Annotated in this window: 17 protein-coding genes; 7 read left to right on the top strand and 10 right to left on the bottom strand. The window is 65.0% G+C overall.

Annotated elements, in window-relative coordinates:
- Positions 1-65: 65 nt before the first annotated feature.
- From VGN46_RS15100 to VGN46_RS15070, 7 genes are all read right to left on the bottom strand, one after another.
- On the bottom strand, positions 66-1,430 hold the full coding sequence (locus tag VGN46_RS15100; protein WP_331644636.1) for a HAMP domain-containing sensor histidine kinase: 1,365 nt from the start codon (positions 1,428-1,430) through the stop codon (positions 66-68).
- A gap of 139 nt (positions 1,431-1,569) precedes the next feature.
- On the bottom strand, positions 1,570-2,604 hold the full coding sequence (phnD, locus tag VGN46_RS15095; RefSeq protein WP_331644634.1) for a phosphate/phosphite/phosphonate ABC transporter substrate-binding protein: 1,035 nt from the start codon (positions 2,602-2,604) through the stop codon (positions 1,570-1,572).
- 99 nt (positions 2,605-2,703) lie between these two features.
- Complete coding sequence (locus tag VGN46_RS15090; protein WP_331644632.1) at positions 2,704-3,402, bottom strand: response regulator transcription factor; 699 nt, start codon at positions 3,400-3,402, stop codon at positions 2,704-2,706.
- Positions 3,403-3,489: 87 nt separating this feature from the next.
- On the bottom strand, positions 3,490-5,346 hold the full coding sequence (locus VGN46_RS15085; protein ID WP_331644630.1) for a hybrid sensor histidine kinase/response regulator: 1,857 nt from the start codon (positions 5,344-5,346) through the stop codon (positions 3,490-3,492).
- Positions 5,347-5,467: 121 nt separating this feature from the next.
- Complete coding sequence (locus VGN46_RS15080) at positions 5,468-6,142, bottom strand: TVP38/TMEM64 family protein (RefSeq protein WP_331644628.1); 675 nt, start codon at positions 6,140-6,142, stop codon at positions 5,468-5,470.
- A gap of 37 nt (positions 6,143-6,179) precedes the next feature.
- Positions 6,180-6,737, bottom strand: a complete 558-nt coding sequence (locus VGN46_RS15075) for a nucleoside deaminase (RefSeq protein ID WP_331644626.1) — start codon at positions 6,735-6,737, stop codon at positions 6,180-6,182.
- A complete protein-coding gene (locus VGN46_RS15070; protein WP_331644685.1) occupies positions 6,737-8,464 on the bottom strand; it encodes a glutamine--tRNA ligase/YqeY domain fusion protein in 1,728 nt (575 codons plus the stop codon). Before VGN46_RS15070 ends, VGN46_RS15075 begins: the two co-directional genes overlap by 1 nt.
- A gap of 101 nt (positions 8,465-8,565) precedes the next feature.
- Here VGN46_RS15070 and VGN46_RS15065 point away from each other — a divergent pair, with 101 nt between their 5' ends.
- Positions 8,566-8,835: a DUF2007 domain-containing protein gene (locus VGN46_RS15065; protein WP_331644624.1), complete on the top strand. Its 270-nt coding sequence runs from the start codon at positions 8,566-8,568 to the stop codon at positions 8,833-8,835.
- 29 nt (positions 8,836-8,864) lie between these two features.
- Positions 8,865-9,383 carry an adenine phosphoribosyltransferase gene (locus VGN46_RS15060; protein WP_331644622.1) on the top strand — a complete coding sequence of 173 codons (519 nt, stop codon included), beginning with the start codon at positions 8,865-8,867 and terminating at the stop codon, positions 9,381-9,383.
- On the opposite strand, the gene VGN46_RS15055 is transcribed toward VGN46_RS15060, so the two are convergent.
- Positions 9,373-9,990, bottom strand: a complete 618-nt coding sequence (locus VGN46_RS15055) for a hypothetical protein (RefSeq protein ID WP_331644620.1) — start codon at positions 9,988-9,990, stop codon at positions 9,373-9,375. The genes VGN46_RS15060 and VGN46_RS15055 overlap by 11 nt on opposite strands.
- A gap of 12 nt (positions 9,991-10,002) precedes the next feature.
- A complete protein-coding gene (oxyR, locus tag VGN46_RS15050; RefSeq protein ID WP_331644618.1) occupies positions 10,003-10,962 on the bottom strand; it encodes a DNA-binding transcriptional regulator OxyR in 960 nt (319 codons plus the stop codon).
- Positions 10,963-11,120: 158 nt separating this feature from the next.
- Between oxyR and VGN46_RS15045 the strand changes: the two genes are divergently transcribed.
- The 5 genes from VGN46_RS15045 (at position 11,121) to VGN46_RS15025 (ending at position 16,850) form a co-directional block, all read left to right on the top strand.
- Complete coding sequence (locus VGN46_RS15045) at positions 11,121-11,669, top strand: peroxiredoxin (protein WP_045830364.1); 549 nt, start codon at positions 11,121-11,123, stop codon at positions 11,667-11,669.
- Between the two features lie 259 nt (positions 11,670-11,928).
- Positions 11,929-12,471, top strand: a complete 543-nt coding sequence (locus VGN46_RS15040; RefSeq protein WP_331644614.1) for a carboxymuconolactone decarboxylase family protein — start codon at positions 11,929-11,931, stop codon at positions 12,469-12,471.
- Positions 12,472-12,631: 160 nt separating this feature from the next.
- Positions 12,632-12,991 (top strand): DUF1428 domain-containing protein, encoded by a 360-nt coding sequence (locus VGN46_RS15035; RefSeq protein WP_331644612.1) that lies wholly within the window; start codon positions 12,632-12,634, stop codon positions 12,989-12,991.
- A gap of 95 nt (positions 12,992-13,086) precedes the next feature.
- The gene (locus VGN46_RS15030) at positions 13,087-15,765 is read left to right on the top strand and encodes a M1 family metallopeptidase (RefSeq protein ID WP_331644610.1); all 2,679 of its coding nucleotides are present in this window, start codon (positions 13,087-13,089) and stop codon (positions 15,763-15,765) included.
- A gap of 92 nt (positions 15,766-15,857) precedes the next feature.
- Positions 15,858-16,850, top strand: coding sequence for a LacI family DNA-binding transcriptional regulator (locus VGN46_RS15025; protein WP_331644608.1), 993 nt, complete (start codon positions 15,858-15,860; stop codon positions 16,848-16,850).
- Positions 16,851-16,922: 72 nt separating this feature from the next.
- Here the strand turns inward: VGN46_RS15025 and VGN46_RS15020 are convergent, their stop codons facing one another.
- Positions 16,923-18,038, bottom strand: a complete 1,116-nt coding sequence (locus VGN46_RS15020; protein ID WP_331644606.1) for a Gfo/Idh/MocA family oxidoreductase — start codon at positions 18,036-18,038, stop codon at positions 16,923-16,925.
- Between the last annotated feature and the right edge of the window lie 22 nt (positions 18,039-18,060).

Genomic DNA, 18,060 nt, shown 5'->3' with positions numbered 1-18,060 from the left:
CTTGGTTTCAGTGGCGCAAGCGTACCCCGGTCCCTGCACGAAACACAGGGGTCAGGCTCGCGTTTTCACATCGCCGTGTGGTGGCTTAGCCTCGACACCTGCCGGGGCGCGGAGCTGGCCGCCGCACCCTCGAGTTGCACCCAGAACAGCGTCCCGCGGCCTGGGCTGGAGCGTACGCCGATCGTGCCGCCGAGCAGGTCGGCGATACGCCGGGCCACTGCCAGACCCAGCCCGTAACCGGGGTGGCCGGGCAGGCGGGTGAAGTCTTCGAAAAGCCGTTCCTGCTGTCGGGACTCCAGGCCCATGCCATTGTCGCGCACCTCCAGACGCACGGCATCGCCACGGCGGCGCATGGCCACGAGGACACGGCCATGTGGGGTGCTGATGACCGCGTTGGAGACCAGCCGGTGAATCAGTTCGCCGAGCAGGTTGGCATCACTACGCACCGGTAGGCGACCGCCGCGCCAGTGGATATCCACGCTGAGCCGCTCGGCATCGTTGGCAATGGCATCACGCTCGCGTACGAACAGGTCGGCAGCGACCACGTCGTTGCTGGCGGGCTCGATCGCACCCGCGTCAAACCTGGCCAGGTCAAGCAGCCCTTCCAGCAGTTCGTTGAGCCGCGTGACGTTCGTACGCATCTGCCCCTGGACGGCACGCTGGCGCAGATCATCGCCAGGCTGCATACCGCCGACGAAGAGCGAGAGCGCCTGCAGCGGCTGTCGAAAATGGTCGCCGACCTGCTCGATGAAGCGGGTTTGCCGGGCCATTTCCTGCATGCGCTGGCGGAACGCATCGGCCAGCGCCGCGTCATGCCGGCTGCGCAACTCACGCAGTTCGCCGAGAAGGCGTCCGACGGCAAGTTCCAGCGATTCCGTATCACCCAGTCCGCGATCTTTTCGCGCGCGAAGATCAGCGTCGATTCGTGCCTTCACGCTATCCATGGCATCGAAGGCATCGGTGTGTTCGCGCTCCACGACCCGTTTGCTGGCGAGATAGACCGCGATAATGCCCGTGCCCAGCAAGAGCACCATCAAAAGGGCGGCCAGCCGCCGCTCGCGCAGCGCCGATGCATCCGAGACCGTCTCAAGCTCGCCCAACGGTGTCGCCACGCTGACGCGCAACTTTTGCCCCGTGTGCAACGGACGCCCGCTATCCAGCACCACATCGGTGCCTTCATTGCGGTGGAGGATCACGAGCACGGTTGGCGAACTGCGCGAGAGCGTGCGCGCGAGCGCGTCACGTATCGCATCGTCTCCCGAGTTCGGTGTAATCACGCCGGCCAGGCGCACGGCCTGGATGCGCGCCACATTGCGCGATTCCTGCGTGATGCCCCGGAGGTGCATGATGCCCAAGGTCCCGGTAAGCGCGAGCGCAATCGCCACCATCGGCAGCAAGCCCTTGCGGACCTGGTGCTCGCTCGACGGCATGGACCGTCCGGGCGGGGTGGTAGACACGATCATGCAGCGGCCTCGGGGAGGAACTCATGACGAATCTATGAAACACCCGGGCGTGGCGCGATAGACAAGGGGAGCTAAGACAGGCGGCGTATGCCTTTCGGCCGATGGCCTATTTGCCACGCAGGCGCGCGACCAGGCCATCGTGATCGGTCTGGATTTTCTTGAAACGCGCTTCGCGCGCGTTCTCGCTTACCCACTGCGCCGTGGTCGCGCGGCGCTTTTCAAGGGTGTATTCGATATCGGCGAACGGCACGAGGCACGCGTTACTTGCGGGCGCGAAGCCGCTGATGTCGTGGATGAGCTTCAGATTGGCTTCCTGGCGCGGCCCATCCTTTCCCTTGCCGTATTCCGTGATGAACGACGCCACCTTCTCGCGCAGCGGTGCGGGCAGGTCATTGCGGATGACGATGACGGCATGCGGGATCAGCGAGGATTTCCACAACACGCGCAAGCGGGCGTACTGATCCGGGAAGTGCTGCTGGAAGCGCTCGAGATCGGCGGTGTTGTTCGTGGCGACGTCAGCTTCGCCATTGGCCACGGCCAGCGCATTGTTCTGGTGGTTATCGACGTGCACCTTGGCAAAGAAGGTGTCGGAATCCACGCCGCGCGCTGCGAACAGCTGCGTTTCGGGGACCAGGTAGCCCGACACCGAGAGCGCCTCGCCGCGCGCGAAACGCCACTGCCCGGGCTTGGCGAACAGCTGGTCCAGGTTAGCGATGCGCGAATCGGCAGCCACCAGCAGCACGGCGTAATAACCCTTTGAGCCGTCACCACGGGTGAGCTGGCCGATCACTTGCATGTTCTGCCCCAGTACGGCATCGAGGGCGAGGCGGCCGGAGAGGAATGCGATATCCACACGCTGCTCGCTGATGGCCTGGGCAATGCCTTCATACGTGGTGACGGATACCGCCCGAACGGGGCGGCCAAGGGCTGTGTGCAGGTCATCGAGCATGGGTCGCCAGGCTTCAAGCGACTCCGCGGGCCCCCCGATAGGGAGGATGCCAAAGGTCAGCGGGGCGTTCGGATCGATATCGGTGCCGCCAGCGCAGGCAACACCAGGATGCAGGCTTAGCCATGCCAGCAGCATGGCGGCGAGCCAGCTGCGAACATACCCCTTGGTCGTGCCCGCACTGCCTGCCCGCATGCGACCGCCTCGCGTCGTGTGACGTACCGTCCCCCGGCGCTCCCTGCCTGCCCGGGCGCCAGCTTACGCCGGCACCATGGCAAAAGCGTGTCCTGTGTGTCAGTCCCCGAGGTGCTGTGCAGCCACGAGGGCCTCAAGCCGGTTGCGCACATGCAGTGCCCGGAAAATCGCCGCGAGGTGGATCTTGACCGTGCCCTCGCTGATGCCGAGTTCACGGGCGATCAGCTTGTTTGGCCGGCCCTTGGCAAGCAGCTTGAGGACGTCGATCTGGCGATCCGTCAGTACCGTCGCCAGGCGCTCCTTGGTGGTCAGGCCATCGCCGCCGGCCGTGGCAAACGCTGGGAGCATGGGGCTGGCTGAAGCCGCCTTCATGGCCTCGGGCGGCACGTAGATGCCGCCACCGACCACCAGGCGTACGGCGTTCAGAATGACATCCGGGGGGGACGATTTGGGGATATAGCCCTGCACACCCAGGTCCAGAACGTGCCGGATGGCCGCGGGATCTTCGGTGCCGGAAAGCACGATGACGGGACGGGCACGGTCGACCGGAAGGCCCTCGCCCTCGTCAGACGGTTCCTTCAGCGCCGCGACCGCATCCTTGATGTGCTGGACACCATCGGCGCCAGGCATGGCCATATCGATCAGCGCGATATCGGGCAGGGGCTTCTTGTTAAGTTGGGCGCGTAGTGACGCCACCGTTTCAGCCTCGACGAAATCGACGTCATCACCCAGCTCGCGAAGCTTCAGCTTCACGCCCTCGATGATCAGACGATGATCGTCCGCGATCAGAACTCGCATGCCACTCCTCCGCCCGCACTGCCACGAGCATCCCCGTTCAAAGGACCATAGCCCTCCCGGCTCCCGGCGGCAAGCAGGCCATTTGCCTCAGACGGCTGCATGATGGACAGACCACGCGGAAACCATTACATCGTGGAGCCGTTCGGGTGAGACCGGCTTGTACAGGACCTGCGTGGTTGTGGTGTCCACGCTGGCGAGGAAGTCGCTGCGGGTTTCGCCGGTGATCAACACCCGGGCAAAGGGTGGTGGGTCGCCCGGCCGGCGCCGGTAGTAGCGGTCGAGCAGGGCCAGCACATCCAGGCCGGTGCCCTCGCGCAGGCGCAGGTCGGAGATGACCAGGTCGGGCGGCTGCATCCACAGGTGCACGGCCTCCATCGCCTGCTGGGCATCCTCGGCGGTCATCACCTCGCACCCCCAGCTACCCAGCAGGTAACTGATGCCCGCCAGGATGCTTGGCTCATCATCAATCACCAGCACGCGCATGCCGGCCACATCGCGCTGCACGCCAGGTTCGGGTGCCGGCGACGGCGCCGGTTCCGGCATGGGGTTGGCGGCCACCTCGGGCAGGGTGATCGAGAAAACACTGCCCTTCCCGGGCCGCGATATCACCGTGGCTTTCGTGCCAAGCAAGACGGAGAGGCGCTGCACGGTAGAGAGACCCAGGCCGAGCCCGCGCCGGGTTCCCTCGGGACGCCCGGCTTCCGGACCACTTTCGATCCGGTAGAACTCATCGAAGATGTGTTCCAGGTGTTCACGCGGGATGCCCAGGCCGGTATCCCATACATCGATGCGTACCGTGCCGTCGTCACGCCGGCGGGCACCCACGAGTACGCCACCACAGCGCGTATAGCGAAGCGCGTTGCTCACCAGGTTGTTGAGGATGCGGGCGAGCATCGTGCGATCGGTGCGTACCCAGGCCCCGGTGGTGCGCACGACCAGGCGCAGGTCGTGCTGTTCGGCCACCATGCGGAAGTTGACGCTCACCTCTTCAAACACTTCGTCCAGCGCCACATCGCGCGGCACGGCCTTCATGGCACCGGTATCCAGTCTCGAAAGGTCGAGCAGCTCGCTGAACAGGTGGTCCAGCGACTCGACGCATTCCTGGATGTGCGCGATACGATTCAGCCGTACCGGATCGAATTCATCCACCGCCAGGCCGGACGAGAACAGCGTCAACGCATACAGGGGCTGGCGAAGGTCGTGCGATGCCGCGGCGAGGAAGCGTGCCTTGGCCACGCTGGCGGCTTCCAGCGCTGCGTTCTTGCGGGCCAGTTCGTCGGTGGCCGTCGCGATTTCGCGTTCCATGCCGATCTGCGCGTGCAGCAGCTTGGACGCGGCGCCGTTGAAACCGCGCTGCAGATCGCCGATTTCCGTGTCGTCGGTAACCGGCACCACCACCGTACGGTCGCCGAGGCCGAGCTGGCGCACGGCGATCGCGAGGTTGCGCAGCGGCGCGCTCATCCACCGCGCGGCCGACCAGCCGATCATGATGGCGATGAGCAGGCTCAGCGATAACCAGATAAGTGCGTTATGGACGCTGGCGCGCTGCGCGGCGACCGCGTCCTCCACGCTGACATCCACGGTGACCGCACCGACCACGCGGTGGCTGACCGGATCGAGCACATCGCGTGACACCGTGAGGTTGTCGTCGTCCTCGACCGAACCGTTCACGCGATCCGCCAGGATCTCACCATCGCGATCGGCGATGCGTACGCGGGATACCTGCGGAAGCTGCACGATGGATTGGGCGATGCGGCCCAGTTCGCGGCGCTGCTCGCTGCGCAGGGCCTCGCCGGAGACGGTGGCGGCCTGCTGGGCGATGGCGTCCGCGGTGGAGCGGCCCATCTCGTGCAGCGTATCCATCTGGTGACGAGTGAGCAGCGTGACGAGCAGGACCGCGCTGATTGCGGTAGGGGCGAGCGCAACGCAGGTCAGGCGCTGCACAAGCGATGTGCGCCGCCATACCTTTTCAAGCCATGAAGCCGATCCATCCCGCATGCCTGTCCCCTGGCGCCGCCCGGGCCGGCGCGAGCCATTAGCCTAGCGCAGTTTGCCGCGCCGGGCGTCAGTTCCGGCGGCGTCCTTGCCATGCCTTCAGTAGCGCGGGCAGGGTCGAGATGAGCAGGAACAAGGCGAGTGGTACGAGAAGACGCGCGTTGGCCAGGTGGGATGCAGTCACCGGACCCTGGCCCAGCGTATCGGCCAGGCCGGCGCCGATCGCACTTTCCACGGCGATCGACACCGTCCCGCCGACCCAGGTCGCTGCCACGAAAAGCCAGAGCGGGCAGCCTACCCATGCAAGCGCGAGCGTCATGGCGCCGAGCGGGACGATCGGAACAAAGCGTAAGGCGAAGGTGTGCCGCACCGGGTGCCGTTGGTAGCGCTCGCGCAAGCGTTCGGCGAAGGCGGGAGGCTGGCGCGTGCCGGCGGAAAACGCGTGCCGGCCCGCCGCGTACAGGGCGACCGAGCCGACGACGAGCGCGACCGACCCGAACAGCGTGCCCTCCAGGGTGCCAAACAGCAGGCCGCCAGCCAGCACCAGCACGATCGTACCTGGCACGCCGGTGGCGATGGCCAGCGCGAGGGCGACGGTGAAAGCGAGGCGGGAGAGCAGGGGATTCGCTTCCACGAAGGCGCGCACCGAGCCTTCACCCTTCACGAGGTGCGATGCGTCGACGTTTTCGAGGACGCCGCTGGCGATGACCGCGATGCCGAGGACAACCAGTAGAACAAGCGGCAAGGCGGCGCGCCATGCGCGCCGGCCGTCGCCCTGTGCCTTAGTAGGTGGCGCCGATCTCGCCATAGTGGCGCAGCACTTTGCGTGCATCGTCACGCAGGATATCGCGGCGCACGGCGATGCCGCGGCGCTCCAGTTCGCCTATCCAGTCGGTGGGCAGCGGGCCTTCATCAAACGTGGTGAGTTCTTCCACGTCGCTGGCGCGCGCGCCAATCAACAGCGTATCCACACCGGCCCACACCGTCGCGCCGTAGCACTGGCAGCAGGGCTGCGAGCTGGTGGCAAGGGTGAAATGGCTGCCATCTTCGTTTAGGCGGAAGCGTTGCAGGCGTTGCTGGGCCAGCATGTACGCCATCATCTCCGCGTGCGCCACGGAACAGCTATGTGGCACCACGCGGTTCACGCCCACGGCCGCGATGCGGTCGTTGCCGTCAAACACCACCGCACCGAACGGGCCACCGGTGACGCTATCGACATTGCGTGCCGAGAGCTCGATCGAGAGCCTGACCTTGGCCTCGTCGCCTTCATAACTCTTGGAGGCATCGACGAAATCGTGGACCCAGGCGGGCAGGGTGAGATGAACCTGTGCGTACAACATCAGCCCTGCTTCGCCCATGAATCGCGCAAGGTCACCACGCGGTTGAAGACCGGGGCATCGTGCGTGTGGTCGTGCATATCGGCAACGAAGAAGCCAAGACGCTCGAACTGCACGCGGTCTTCGCGCGCGAGACCCGCAGCGGCCGGTTCCACATAGCCGTGCACGACGCGGCGCGATTCCGGGCTCAGGTGATCCTTGTAGGTCTTGCCGTCGGTGTCGTCATCCGGATCGGTCACGTCGAACAGGCGATCGTAAAGGCGCACCACGGCCGGCACGGCATCACGTGCGCTTACCCAATGGATGGTGCCCTTGACCTTGCGATCGGCACCCGGCAGGCCGGAGCGCGATTCAAGATCGAGGGTGCAACGCAGCTCGATGACTTCGCCGGCGTCATCCTTCACCACTTCATCGCACCGGACGATGCCGATGCCGCGCAGGCGCACTTCGCCTTCCGGCTTCAGGCGGTGGAAGCCCTTCGGCGGCACTTCGGCGAAGTCTTCGCGCTCGATCCACAGCGAGGGCGAGAACGGCACGTTGCGCGTACCAAAGCTCTCATCCTTCGGGTGGTTCGAGAAGGTCAGTGTCTCGGCGTGATCGGCGGGAAGGTTGGTGATGGTGAGTTTCACCGGATCGATCACGGCAAGGCGGCGCGGCGCCTTCGCGTCGAGATCTTCGCGGATGCAGCCTTCCAGTACGCTCATGTCGATCGTGCTGTTCTGCTTGCTTACGCCGACACGCTCCCAGAACAGGCGGATGCCAGCCGGGGTAAAGCCACGGCGACGCACGCCGGCGATCGTCGGCATGCGCGGATCATCCCAGCCATCGACCAGGTTTTCCGTGACCAGGGTGATCAGCTTGCGCTTGCTCATCACCGTGTAATTGAGGTTGCCGCGCGAGAACTCGATCTGGCGGGGCTTGCTCGGCACGGTCGGCAGGCCGGCGGCGACCAGCGATTCCCACAGCTGCGGGTCATTGGCCAGGTCGACCTTGTCGACGCACCAATCGTATAGCGGGCGGTGGTCTTCGAATTCCAGCGTGCACAGCGAGTGCGTGATGCCTTCGACCGCATCGGAGAGCGAATGCGCGAAGTCATACATCGGGTAGATCGGCCATGCGTCACCGGTGTTCTGGTGGTGCACCTTGCGGATCCGGTACAGCGCCGGGTCGCGCAGGTTGATATTGCCCGAGGCCATGTCCATCTTCGCGCGCAGGGTCTTGCTGCCATCGGCGAACTCGCCGGCGCGCATGCGCTGGAACAGGTCGAGGTTTTCTTCCACCGAACGGTCGCGGTGCGGCGAATTACGGCCCGGTTCGGTCAACGTGCCGCGGTACTCGCGCACTTCGTCGGCGGAGAGATCATCCACATAGGCCACGCCCAGGCGGATCAGCTTGAGCGCCGCGCGATAGAACACCTCGAAGTAATCCGAAGCGTGGCGCAGTTCGGCCCATTCAAAACCCAGCCACTTCACGTCGCGCTGGATCGCTTCGACGTATTCCACGTCCTCTTTCGACGGATTGGTGTCGTCGAAGCGCAGGTTGCAGGTACCGGCGAACTCCCCGGCCAGGCCGAAGTTCAGGCAGATGGACTTGGCGTGCCCCAGGTGCAGGTAGCCGTTCGGCTCCGGCGGGAAGCGCGTGTGGATCACCGTGTGCTTGCCGGAGGCCAGGTCGTCGCGGACGATCTGGCGGATGAAATGCTGCTGCAGGATGGGTGTTTCGGTCGACATCGTGGGGTGGCTCTGCTGTGGGTGCGGCACAAACATGTGAGTTTACCTTCCCTGCGCGCGGGATGCTTGCCGTGGCGCCGTGGGCCGGGTAGCTTGCCCCCATGCGGATCGTTTACCACGCCCAGAGCCTTATCGATGCCCATCTCGTGCGGGATGCGCTGGAGCAGGCGGGGATCCCCGCATTCATATCCGGCGAGTACCTGACCGGCGCCATGGGCGAACTCCCCGTCATGGGCCTGGTGGCCGTGATGGTGCCCGACAGCGCGGTGGAAGCCGCCGAAGGTATCGTCCGCTCCGTGGATGCCAGGCTGGCCGAGGCGCGCGCCGCGGCGGCAGAAGGTGACTTCGACGCCGGTATCCTGCCGGCCTGAAAGCCGGCACTCCCCTACAGGAACGACCCATGCAGGCCATTTTCGACCTTGTCCGCGACGTCCCGGATTTCCCGCGGCCGGGCATCATGTTCAAGGACATCACCCCACTGCTGGCCGATGCCGCTGCCTTCGCCGAGTGCATCGAGGCGCTGTGCGGCCCGTGGCGCGGGCAAGGCATTGGCGCCGTATGCGGTATTGAGTCGCGCGGGTTCATTTTCGGCGCTGCTATGGCCCAGTCGCTTGCCGCCGGTTTCGTGCCGCTACGCAAGGCCGGCAAATTGCCGCCGCCGGTGGTAGGCATGGATTACGGCCTGGAATACGGGCTGGATCGGCTGGAAATCGGTACGGATGCCCTGAAACCCGGCGAGCGCGTGCTCATCGTCGATGATGTGCTGGCGACCGGCGGGACACTGGATGCCGGGCGCCGTCTGGTCGAACGCCTCGGCGCCGAGGTGATGGGCGCGAGCGTGGCGATCGAGCTGGGTGGCCTGAACGGGCGCGCGCGCTGGGCCAGCGTGACGCCATTGCACGCGCTGGTTACTTACTGACCGGTTGCCCCGGACGCTCTTCGGTAATGCTTTCCACGAGCACGATTTCGCAGCCGCCGGCACCGGTGTCCTCGCGGGTGAGCGAAGTGTCCCAGTGCCAGCCGTCGTCGCGCTTCACATCGACGAGAAAACCTTCGAAGTGGACCACCTCGCCCTGGCGTACATCGCGCAGCTGGGCCGCGGCGGTGTCGTTGGCCGGGATCATGTGCATGTTGGCGCTGGAATCCTCGATCTCGTGGCGTGGGATCGGGAAGTGGTCGGTGTACCAGAAATAGAACCGGTTCGACTGCGAGATGCGGATCTTGTCCAGGACAGAGGCATCTGACATGCGGCCCCAACCCATCGCAAGATCCGTCGGTGCGATCGGCGCCAGGTCATCGAGCTGGTAGTCCTCGCGCGAAAGCACGCGCCCGGTCATCGCGAATTTCGCCCTGGGTTCGAGTTTGAAACGGCCGCGGCCCAGCTCCGTGCCGCGGCGGATGTCCTCCTGGTCCGGCACATCGCCCGCGACAATGCCTGGCGCATTGTGCACCGGCCTATGTCGCCACCAGTTGTAGCCGCCCCAGCTACACAGCACCAGCAGCAGGACGACGAGCCATGAACGCATCAGCGAAAACCGTCAGGGTGTCGGGGAGGCAACGGTTGACGGCCGCCCCGGTTGACCGGTGGCACAACCCTGCGCGCTGAAGAGTTCGGATGGGATATCCCGCATCACCTCGGCGAGGGCCTCGAAGAACGGCGTCATGGCCGAGCTCTTACGCCAGAGCATGGCGATGCGTCGGCTGGGTGCGGGTTCCTCGAACTCGATGAGCTGTACGTTGGGCGATTGCGCGACAGGTGGCTTCACCGCCAGGGTCGGGAGCAGGGTGATGCCCACATTGGCCGAGACCATCTGGCGCAGCGTCTCCAGGCTCGTGGCGCGGAAACCGGTCTTTTCGCCGGCGCCGGCCAGGTGGCAGACCTCGAGCGCCTGGTCCCGCAGGCAGTGGCCATCCTCCAGCAGGAGCAGGTTCTGCTCGGCGAGGTCGTCCATGCGCAGGCGGCGGTGCCCCGCCAGCGCGTGGCCGCTTGGTACGGCGAGCACGAACGGCTCCTCGAACAGGAATTCGGTATGCAGGGAGTCGTCGTGGACCGGCAGCGCGAGGATGCCGGCATCCAGGGTGCCCTCGCGCAGCATGTGCAGCACCTGCTCGGTTTTTTCTTCGCGCAGCAGTAACTCCAGGCGTGGGAATCGCTCACGGAGGTGCGGGATCACATGCGGCAGCAGGTACGGTCCCAGGGTGGGGAAGATGCCCAGCCGGATCGTGCCCGATTCCGGATCCCGCGTGCGCTGCGCGATCGCCTTGATCTCTTCGACCTGGGAAAGCACGCCCCGGGCGCGACGGGCGATCTCGCGGCCGGTCTCGGTCAGTAACACCTTGCGCGGTGTCCGTTCGACCAACGCGACCCCCAGCTCATCCTCCAGCTTCTTGATCTGGGTGGAGAGCGTGGGCTGGCTGACAAAGCTGGCTTCGGCGGCCCGGCCGAAATGGCGGTGCTCGGCCAGGGCGACCAGATAGGATAAGTCTCGAAGGTTCACGGGACGGTCTCGAGAGGTGTTGCGATAGCCATAGACTATCACATTCATGCCTACAATCGATTTGAGATATATGTCCCCCTTCGTTAACCTTGCTTCATCGCTCGCTTCCCCAGGCGGGCAACCCTTGTAAACCAACCCTCACTCTGGAGAGTCGATCCATGCTGACCATTGGCGATAAGTTCCCCGAATTCAACCTCCTGGCCGTCGACGGTGGCCCGCTGGCCAACAAGATCGAAGACGCGTTCACCACGATCTCCGACAAGTCGTACGAAGGTAAGTGGAAGCTGGTGTTCTTCTACCCGAAGGACTTCACCTTTGTCTGCCCGACCGAGATCAAGGGTTTCAGCGACCTCAATGAGCAGTTTGCCGACCGTGACTGCCAGATCCTGGCCGCCTCGACCGACAGCGAGTTCGTCCACCGCGCATGGCGCATGGACCACGCCGACCTGAAGGACCTCAAGTTCCCGATGCTGGCGGATATCAAGAAGGAGCTCACCTCGGCTCTCGGCATCCTGACCAACGACGGCGTCGCCCAGCGCGCGACCTTCCTGGTCGATCCGAACGGCGAGATTCAGTTCGCTTACGTCACCGCCGGTTCGGTCGGCCGTAACCCGGACGAAGTGCTGCGCGTCCTCGACGCCCTGCAGACCGACGAGCTGTGCGCCTGCAATTGGAAGGCCGGCGAAGAGACCCTCAAGGTCGCTTAAGCCTTAGCGTTAAAAGTCCCGCGCCGCATCGCTCCCTCCCCGCGCGGCGCGGGCAACTCGTGTAGGAGCGCGCTTGCGCGCGATTGGGGGTCTGCGCAAGCACCCATCGCGTGCAAGCACGCTCCTACACAACCCTCTGCTACGCCCCCTATTCCCCCGGCACGCACCCCGCGTGCCCCGCGTGAACCGGTGCTCCCGCGCCGAGCCATTCCGCGACCCTCTTTCCCTTTGTCCTTTAATTACGATCAGGAGCACACCGATGAGCATTGCCGACCTGCGCAGCCAGCTGCCCGAATACGCCAAGGACCTCAAGCTCAACCTCGATTCCGTGCTGAGCGAAGCCGGCGCCCCTGGCCTGAACAAGGCGCAGATCGCCATGATCGCGCTGGGTTCGGCCTACGCCGCGCGCTTCAAGCCGCTGACCGAAGCCGTCGCCGCGTTCGCCGCCGAGCACGCCACGGCCGAGCAGCTGACCGCCGCCAAGGGTTCGGCCGCGATCATGGGCATGAACAACATCTATTACCGCTTCCAGCACCTGGTCTCGCACCCCGAGTACGAAACCATGCCGGCCAAGCTGCGCATGAACGTGATCGGCGCTTACAAGGGCGATGCGAAGAACGACTTCGAACTGGTCTCGCTGGCCGTGTCTGCCGTGAACGGTTGCGGCATGTGCATCGATTCGCATGACAGGGTGCTGCGCGAAGGTGGTGTCACCGTGCAGGGCATCCAGAGCGCCGTGCGCATCGCCTCGGTGATCCATGCGGTCGCCGTGGTGCTCGACCAGGCTGATGCTGCTGGCTGAGTAACTTCGTAGCTCCGCCGCAACACCTATCGCGCGCAAGCGCGCTCCTACACCGGCCCGCGCAGGTCTTTTGTAGGAGCGCGCTTGCGTGCGATCGTCTTAACGAGGCCTTACCCAAGTCAGGACCATGCTCCGCCGACCAACACGCGGAGGGTGTGCCATGAGCTACGTCGATGGTTTCGTTCTGCCCGTACCCGAGGCCAACCTGGCCGAGTACAAGAAGATGGCCCGCCTGGGCGCCAAGGTCTGGATGGACCACGGGGCACTCTCCTACACGGAAGCGGTGGCGGACGACGTCAAGCCTGGCAAGTCCACCTCCTTTCCTCAGTCCGTGAAGCTCAAGCCCGGCGAAACCGTGATCTTCGCGTGGGTCGTCTACAAGAACCGCCGCGACCGCGACCGGATCATGAAAAAAGTCATGGAAGATCCACGGCTTGCAAAGTTCATGGACCCGAAGAACATGCCGTTCGACGGCAAGCGGATGTTCTGGGGCGGGTTCAAGCCCATCGTCGAGATGTGACGCGGTGCAGTACGGAAGGGGTGCCTTCCGGCACTGGGTCAAAGGTCACCCCTCTACGCACGATGGGCGGGATTTTCCACAGGGACCCCACCCACATGCGCCGTATCGTCCGTCCTCTTCTTCTCACCGCGCTCGCCGCTTGCTGTGGCGCCGCGTTTGCCGCCGGCACGGACGCCGCGCCGCCGCTTGGTCACCTCCCGGACTGGGCCCAGCCGGAAAGCTACAAGCTCGCTTTCAAGGTGGACCCGAAGCAGGAGAACTACTCCGGCTCGACCACGATCAAGCTCAAGCTCACCCAGCCGTCTGATTTCGTCTGGATCCACGGTAAGGAGCTGAAGGTCTCCAAGGTCGTCGTCACCGACGCCGCCGGCAAGAAGCACAACGGCAAGTACACCGTGGCGGCCGAGAAGGAAGGCGTCGCCCGCCTCGACCTCGGCGCTAAGCTCGACGGCGAGATCACGGTCGCGATCGACTTCACCGCGCCGCTGAACAAGCAGCTGCAGGGCCTGTACAAGGTCTCGCACGAGGGCGTGCCGTACGCCATGACGCAGATGGAGCCGGTCTCGGCCCGTTACGCGTTCCCCGGCTTCGACGAGCCGCGTTTCAAGACCACGTATGACTTGAGCCTCACCATCCCGGCTGACGATCAGGGCGTGGCGAACACCGCGCAGGTGAAGGAAGAAAAGGCAGGCGCTGGCTGGAAGACCCTGACCTTCTCCACCACCAAGCCGCTGCCGACCTACCTGGTCGCTTTCGCCGTCGGCCCGTGGGATGTGGTGAAGGGCCCGGATATCAGCCCCACCCAGTACCGCACCACGGCCACCCCGCTGCGCGGCATCGCTGCGAAGGGTGAAGGCCACCGCATGCAGCACGTGCTGGGTGAAACCAACTCGATCATCCACACGCTCGAGGATTACTACGGCTTCGGCTACCCGTTCGACAAGCTCGACCTGCTCGCCGCGCCGGACTTCAGCGCAGGCGCGATGGAAAACGCGGGCCTGGTCACCTTCCGCGACTGGCTGCTGCTGATCGATCCGGATTCGGCCGCAAATTATGTGCGTGGTTCGTTCAACGTCAACGCGCATGAGCTGGCCCACCAATGGACCGGCGACACCGTCACCATGGCGTGGTGGAACGACCTGTGGCTGAACGAAGCGTTCGCCACCTGGATGCAGCAGAAGGTGACGCAGAAGGTGCACCCGGAATATCGCGCCGATCTTGACCGCGTCCGCGGCGCCCAGGGCGCGATGACCAACGACAGCCTGGTCAGCGCGCGCAAGATCCGCCAGGAAATCACCGGCAACGGCGATATCGAAACCGCGTTCGACGGCATCACGTACCAGAAGGGTGCGGCCGTACTCGGCATGTTCGAAGGCTTCGTGACAGAGCCCGTGTTCCAGAAGGGCATGCGTGCCTACATCCAGAAACACAAGTTCGCCAACGCGACCGCCGACGATCTCGTCGATTCGATCGCCGAAGCCGCGGGCCAGGGCGAGCAGTTCAAGAAGGCGTTCAACAGCTTCCTCGACCAGTCCGGCGTGCCGTATGTGACGACCGAAGTGAAGACGGAAGGCGGCAAGACCGTGCTGCACGTGAAGCAGAGCCGTTACCTGCCGCTCGGCAGCACCGGTGATGCGAACCGCGTGTGGGGCGTGCCGATGTGCGTGCGCTACGCCGTCGCCAGCGGCGACAAGGTGAAGTGCGAGATCTTCGATGCCGCTGAAGGCAGCATCGTGCTCGACGGCGCCGCGAAGAACACCTGGGTGATGCCGAACGCCGACGGGCGCGGTTACTACCGCTTCGCCGAGAGCAAGGCGGACCTCGCCAACCTGGCCAAGGTGGTCGGCAAGCTGACCGACGCCGAGCAGCTGGCCTATGCCGATGCCGTGCGCGCCGGCTTCCAGCACGGTGACCTCGACGCCGGCGACGTGCTCGCCGCGCTGAAGCCGATCACCGCGGCGAACACCCGCGAAGTGTTCACCGCACCGATGGGCGCGTTCACCTGGATCATGGACCACGAAGCCACCACTGACACCCAGCGCGCCGTACTGCGCAAGTGGGCCATCGACGCGTACAAGCCGAGGCTGGCGTCGCTGGGCTATCGCAAGAAGGCCGGTGAGAAGGACAACGACACGCTCACCCGCAATGCGCTCGTCGCCTTTCTTGCCGACAAGGACATCGCGGACAAGGACGTGCGCGCTGAGATGCTGAAGCAGGGCGATGCCGCGCTGACGCTGAAGGATGGCCGCCTCGACCTCGACGCCGCTGACCCCGACCTGCTTGCCACTGCCTTGGGCGTATCGGTGCAGGAGCACGGTGCAGCCGCCGTCGACGCGCTGATCGCCGAAGTGCCGAAGACGTCTGACCCGGCCAAGCGCAATGCGATGCTCGTGGCGCTGGGCGATGCGAATGATGCCGCTGTCGCCAACAAGGCCCGCGACTTTGCCCTCAGCAAGGACGTGAAGGTCGGTGAGATGGCGATGGTGCTGGCTGGCGGTCGCGATAGCGAAAAGTCGCGTGACGAACTGTGGCAGTGGTTCACCACGAACTACGACAAGATCGTCGCCCGCACTGGCAGCTTCGCCGGTGGCAAGCTCCCGGCACTGGGTGCGAAGGGTGGTTGCTCCAAGGCCGAAGCCGACCGCCTCAGCGCGTTCTTCAAGCCGCGCATGGGCCAGGTCAGCGGCGCCGAACGCGGCCTCGCCCAGACCAGCGAGGAAATCCTCCTGTGCTCGGCGCTGAAGGACAAGCAGGACGCGAAGACCATCAAGTGAGTTGATGTGACGCCGTGACATGAAAGGGCCGGGGATTTCCCCGGCCCTTTTTTGTTGGGTTGTCGGGGCTGGGTATGGGTTACGCTTAGTCCATGCACAGCCGCACCACCACCGCCCGTGATGTCGCCGAACTTGCCGGGGTTTCGATCTCGGCGGTTTCGCGCACGTTCACGCCGGGCGCCAGTGTGTCGGCGAAGACGAAGGAGAAGGTGCTGGCTGCGGCGGAGTCGCTTGGCTACCGCCCGAACCAGCTGGCGCGCAGCCTGATGACTGGCCGCACCGCGCTGATCGGTCTGGTCTCCAACCATTTCGCGAACCCCACCTTCATGGAGGTGTTCGATCTGTTCACCCGCGAGCTCCAGGCCCGTGGGTTACGGCCGCTGCTGGCGAACCTGGGCGAAGACGAGGATGGCAGCCAGGCGCTGGACATGATGCGTCAGTACAGCGTCGATGCCGTACTGATCGCCACCTCGGCACCGCCTGCCGGCTTCGCGGCCTCTTGTCGGGCGGCGGGCATGCCGGTGATCCACGTGTTCGGAAGGGCAGGGCGGGGTTCGCCCGTGCCGGTGGCGACAGTGGATAACGTGGCGGGTGGGAGGCTAGTCGGCGAGACCATGCGCCAGCGCGGGCTGAAGAAGCTCGTATTCCTCGGTGGCTCGCCGCATGACGCGTCTTCGATCGACCGCGCCAATGGTTTTGCCGAGGCCGCGGGCAAGGCGCTGCGCCGCACGGTGTTCGCCGGCAACTACACGCACGACCACGGTCGTGATGCGATGCTGGCACTGCTGGACGACGATGCATTGATCGACGGTGTGTTCTGCGGCGATGACGTCCTCGCCATGGGCGCGATGGACGCCTGCCGCGAACGCGGCGTGGACGTGCCTGGGCAGATCAGCGTCGTCGGCTTCGATGATATGCCGCTCGCCGCGTGGGCCGCGTATTCGCTGACTACGGTCCGGCAGCCGATCCGCGCCATGATCCTCCACGCCATCGAACGCATCGCCGCCTGGGTCGAAGACGCCAACGCCGTGCCCCGCAGCAAGCTCTTCCCCTGCGAACTCATCGAACGCACGAGCCTTCGATAAACACGCTTTTGTAGGAGCGCGCTTGCGCGCGATGGGGTTTGCGGCAAGATCTGATCGCGCGCAAGCGCGCTCCTACAGGTTGATCCAGCGCCTTTCGTGCGTCGATACCAGGGCCGCCTCGACGATTCGATCTACCGCATACCCGTCGCGAAACGTCGGCCAGACCGCTTCGCCCGTCTCCACCGCCCGCAGGAAGTCGCGCATCTCAATCACGATCTGGTCGTTGTACCCCGTGCCATGGCCGAAGCCCATGTTGAAGGCGAGGTAATCCGGGTGGGGCGGCCCCATCAACAGCTTCTGGAAGCCACGCCGCGCAGGTTCGCGCGAGGCGTCGTATAGCCATAGCGCGTTCTGGTCTTCCTGGTCGAAGTACAGCGCGCCCTTCGTACCGGTCACGCGATACGTGTAGCCCATCTTCCTCCCCGCAGCGACGCGGCTGAAACTCAGGCTGCCACTGGCGCCATTGGCGAAGCGCAACAACATCTGACCCTGGTCGTCGTTCTCTACCCGCTCAGGTCCGTTCGGACCAGGTCGGGTGGCGTGCACGATTTGCGTGTCGGCGATGAGGCTGCTGATGGGGCCCACGAGGCGAAGGCATGCATTGACGATATGCGGTGCCACGTCGGCAAGGGCGCCTGCCGCGGTTCCCGTGCTGATCCGTGTGCGCCACGAAGCGGGCAGGGCAGAATCATGCAGGTAATCCTCGACGTGTTCCGCCGTCACCTGGATCACGTCACCGATCTCCCCCGCGTCGATCATCTGCTTCGCCAGCTGGCTGGCCGGCGTACGGATGTAGTTGAAGCCGACCATGCCCGCCAGTCCGGCGCTCTCGATCGCCTCGACCATGCGCAGCGATTCGGTGGCATCGCACCCCAAAGGCTTCTCACACAGCACCGGCTTCTTCGCTGCCACGCAGGCAAGCACCATCTCCAGATGCGTGCGCGGCGGCGTGGCGATGATCACGGCATCGACCGCCCGATCATTCACCAGCTCGAGCCAATCGCCCGTTGAACGCCGCCACCCCCATCGCGCCGCATGCTCCGCTGCACCCGTCGATGTGGACGTCGCGATCATCTCGCACACGGGACGCAGCCCCGTGTCGAAAATGGCCCCCACCGACTGCAAGGCGACGGTATGCGCCTTACCCATGTAACCCGCGCCAATAAGTCCCACACGAAGCTCAGTCATGCACCGTTTCCAGTAAGGGAGA

This window comes from Luteibacter sp. (assembly GCF_036500425.1).
Classification (GTDB): Bacteria; Pseudomonadota; Gammaproteobacteria; order Xanthomonadales; family Rhodanobacteraceae; genus Luteibacter.
This window is presented reverse-complemented; position numbering and strand designations above follow the sequence as displayed.

Coding starts and splice junctions, on each gene's coding strand:
- VGN46_RS15075 (WP_331644626.1), bottom strand. CDS start 6,737: ATGTTGTACGCACAGGTTCATCTCACCCTGCCCGCCTGGGTCCACGAT.
- VGN46_RS15035 (WP_331644612.1), top strand. CDS start 12,632: ATGAGCTACGTCGATGGTTTCGTTCTGCCCGTACCCGAGGCCAACCTG.
- VGN46_RS15070 (WP_331644685.1), bottom strand. CDS start 8,464: ATGTCGACCGAAACACCCATCCTGCAGCAGCATTTCATCCGCCAGATC.
- VGN46_RS15040 (WP_331644614.1), top strand. CDS start 11,929: ATGAGCATTGCCGACCTGCGCAGCCAGCTGCCCGAATACGCCAAGGAC.
- phnD (WP_331644634.1), bottom strand. CDS start 2,604: ATGCGGGCAGGCAGTGCGGGCACGACCAAGGGGTATGTTCGCAGCTGG.
- VGN46_RS15055 (WP_331644620.1), bottom strand. CDS start 9,990: ATGCGTTCATGGCTCGTCGTCCTGCTGCTGGTGCTGTGTAGCTGGGGC.
- VGN46_RS15030 (WP_331644610.1), top strand. CDS start 13,087: ATGCGCCGTATCGTCCGTCCTCTTCTTCTCACCGCGCTCGCCGCTTGC.
- VGN46_RS15025 (WP_331644608.1), top strand. CDS start 15,858: ATGCACAGCCGCACCACCACCGCCCGTGATGTCGCCGAACTTGCCGGG.
- VGN46_RS15090 (WP_331644632.1), bottom strand. CDS start 3,402: ATGCGAGTTCTGATCGCGGACGATCATCGTCTGATCATCGAGGGCGTG.
- VGN46_RS15045 (WP_045830364.1), top strand. CDS start 11,121: ATGCTGACCATTGGCGATAAGTTCCCCGAATTCAACCTCCTGGCCGTC.
- VGN46_RS15100 (WP_331644636.1), bottom strand. CDS start 1,430: ATGCCGTCGAGCGAGCACCAGGTCCGCAAGGGCTTGCTGCCGATGGTG.
- VGN46_RS15060 (WP_331644622.1), top strand. CDS start 8,865: ATGCAGGCCATTTTCGACCTTGTCCGCGACGTCCCGGATTTCCCGCGG.
- VGN46_RS15065 (WP_331644624.1), top strand. CDS start 8,566: ATGCGGATCGTTTACCACGCCCAGAGCCTTATCGATGCCCATCTCGTG.
- VGN46_RS15020 (WP_331644606.1), bottom strand. CDS start 18,038: ATGACTGAGCTTCGTGTGGGACTTATTGGCGCGGGTTACATGGGTAAG.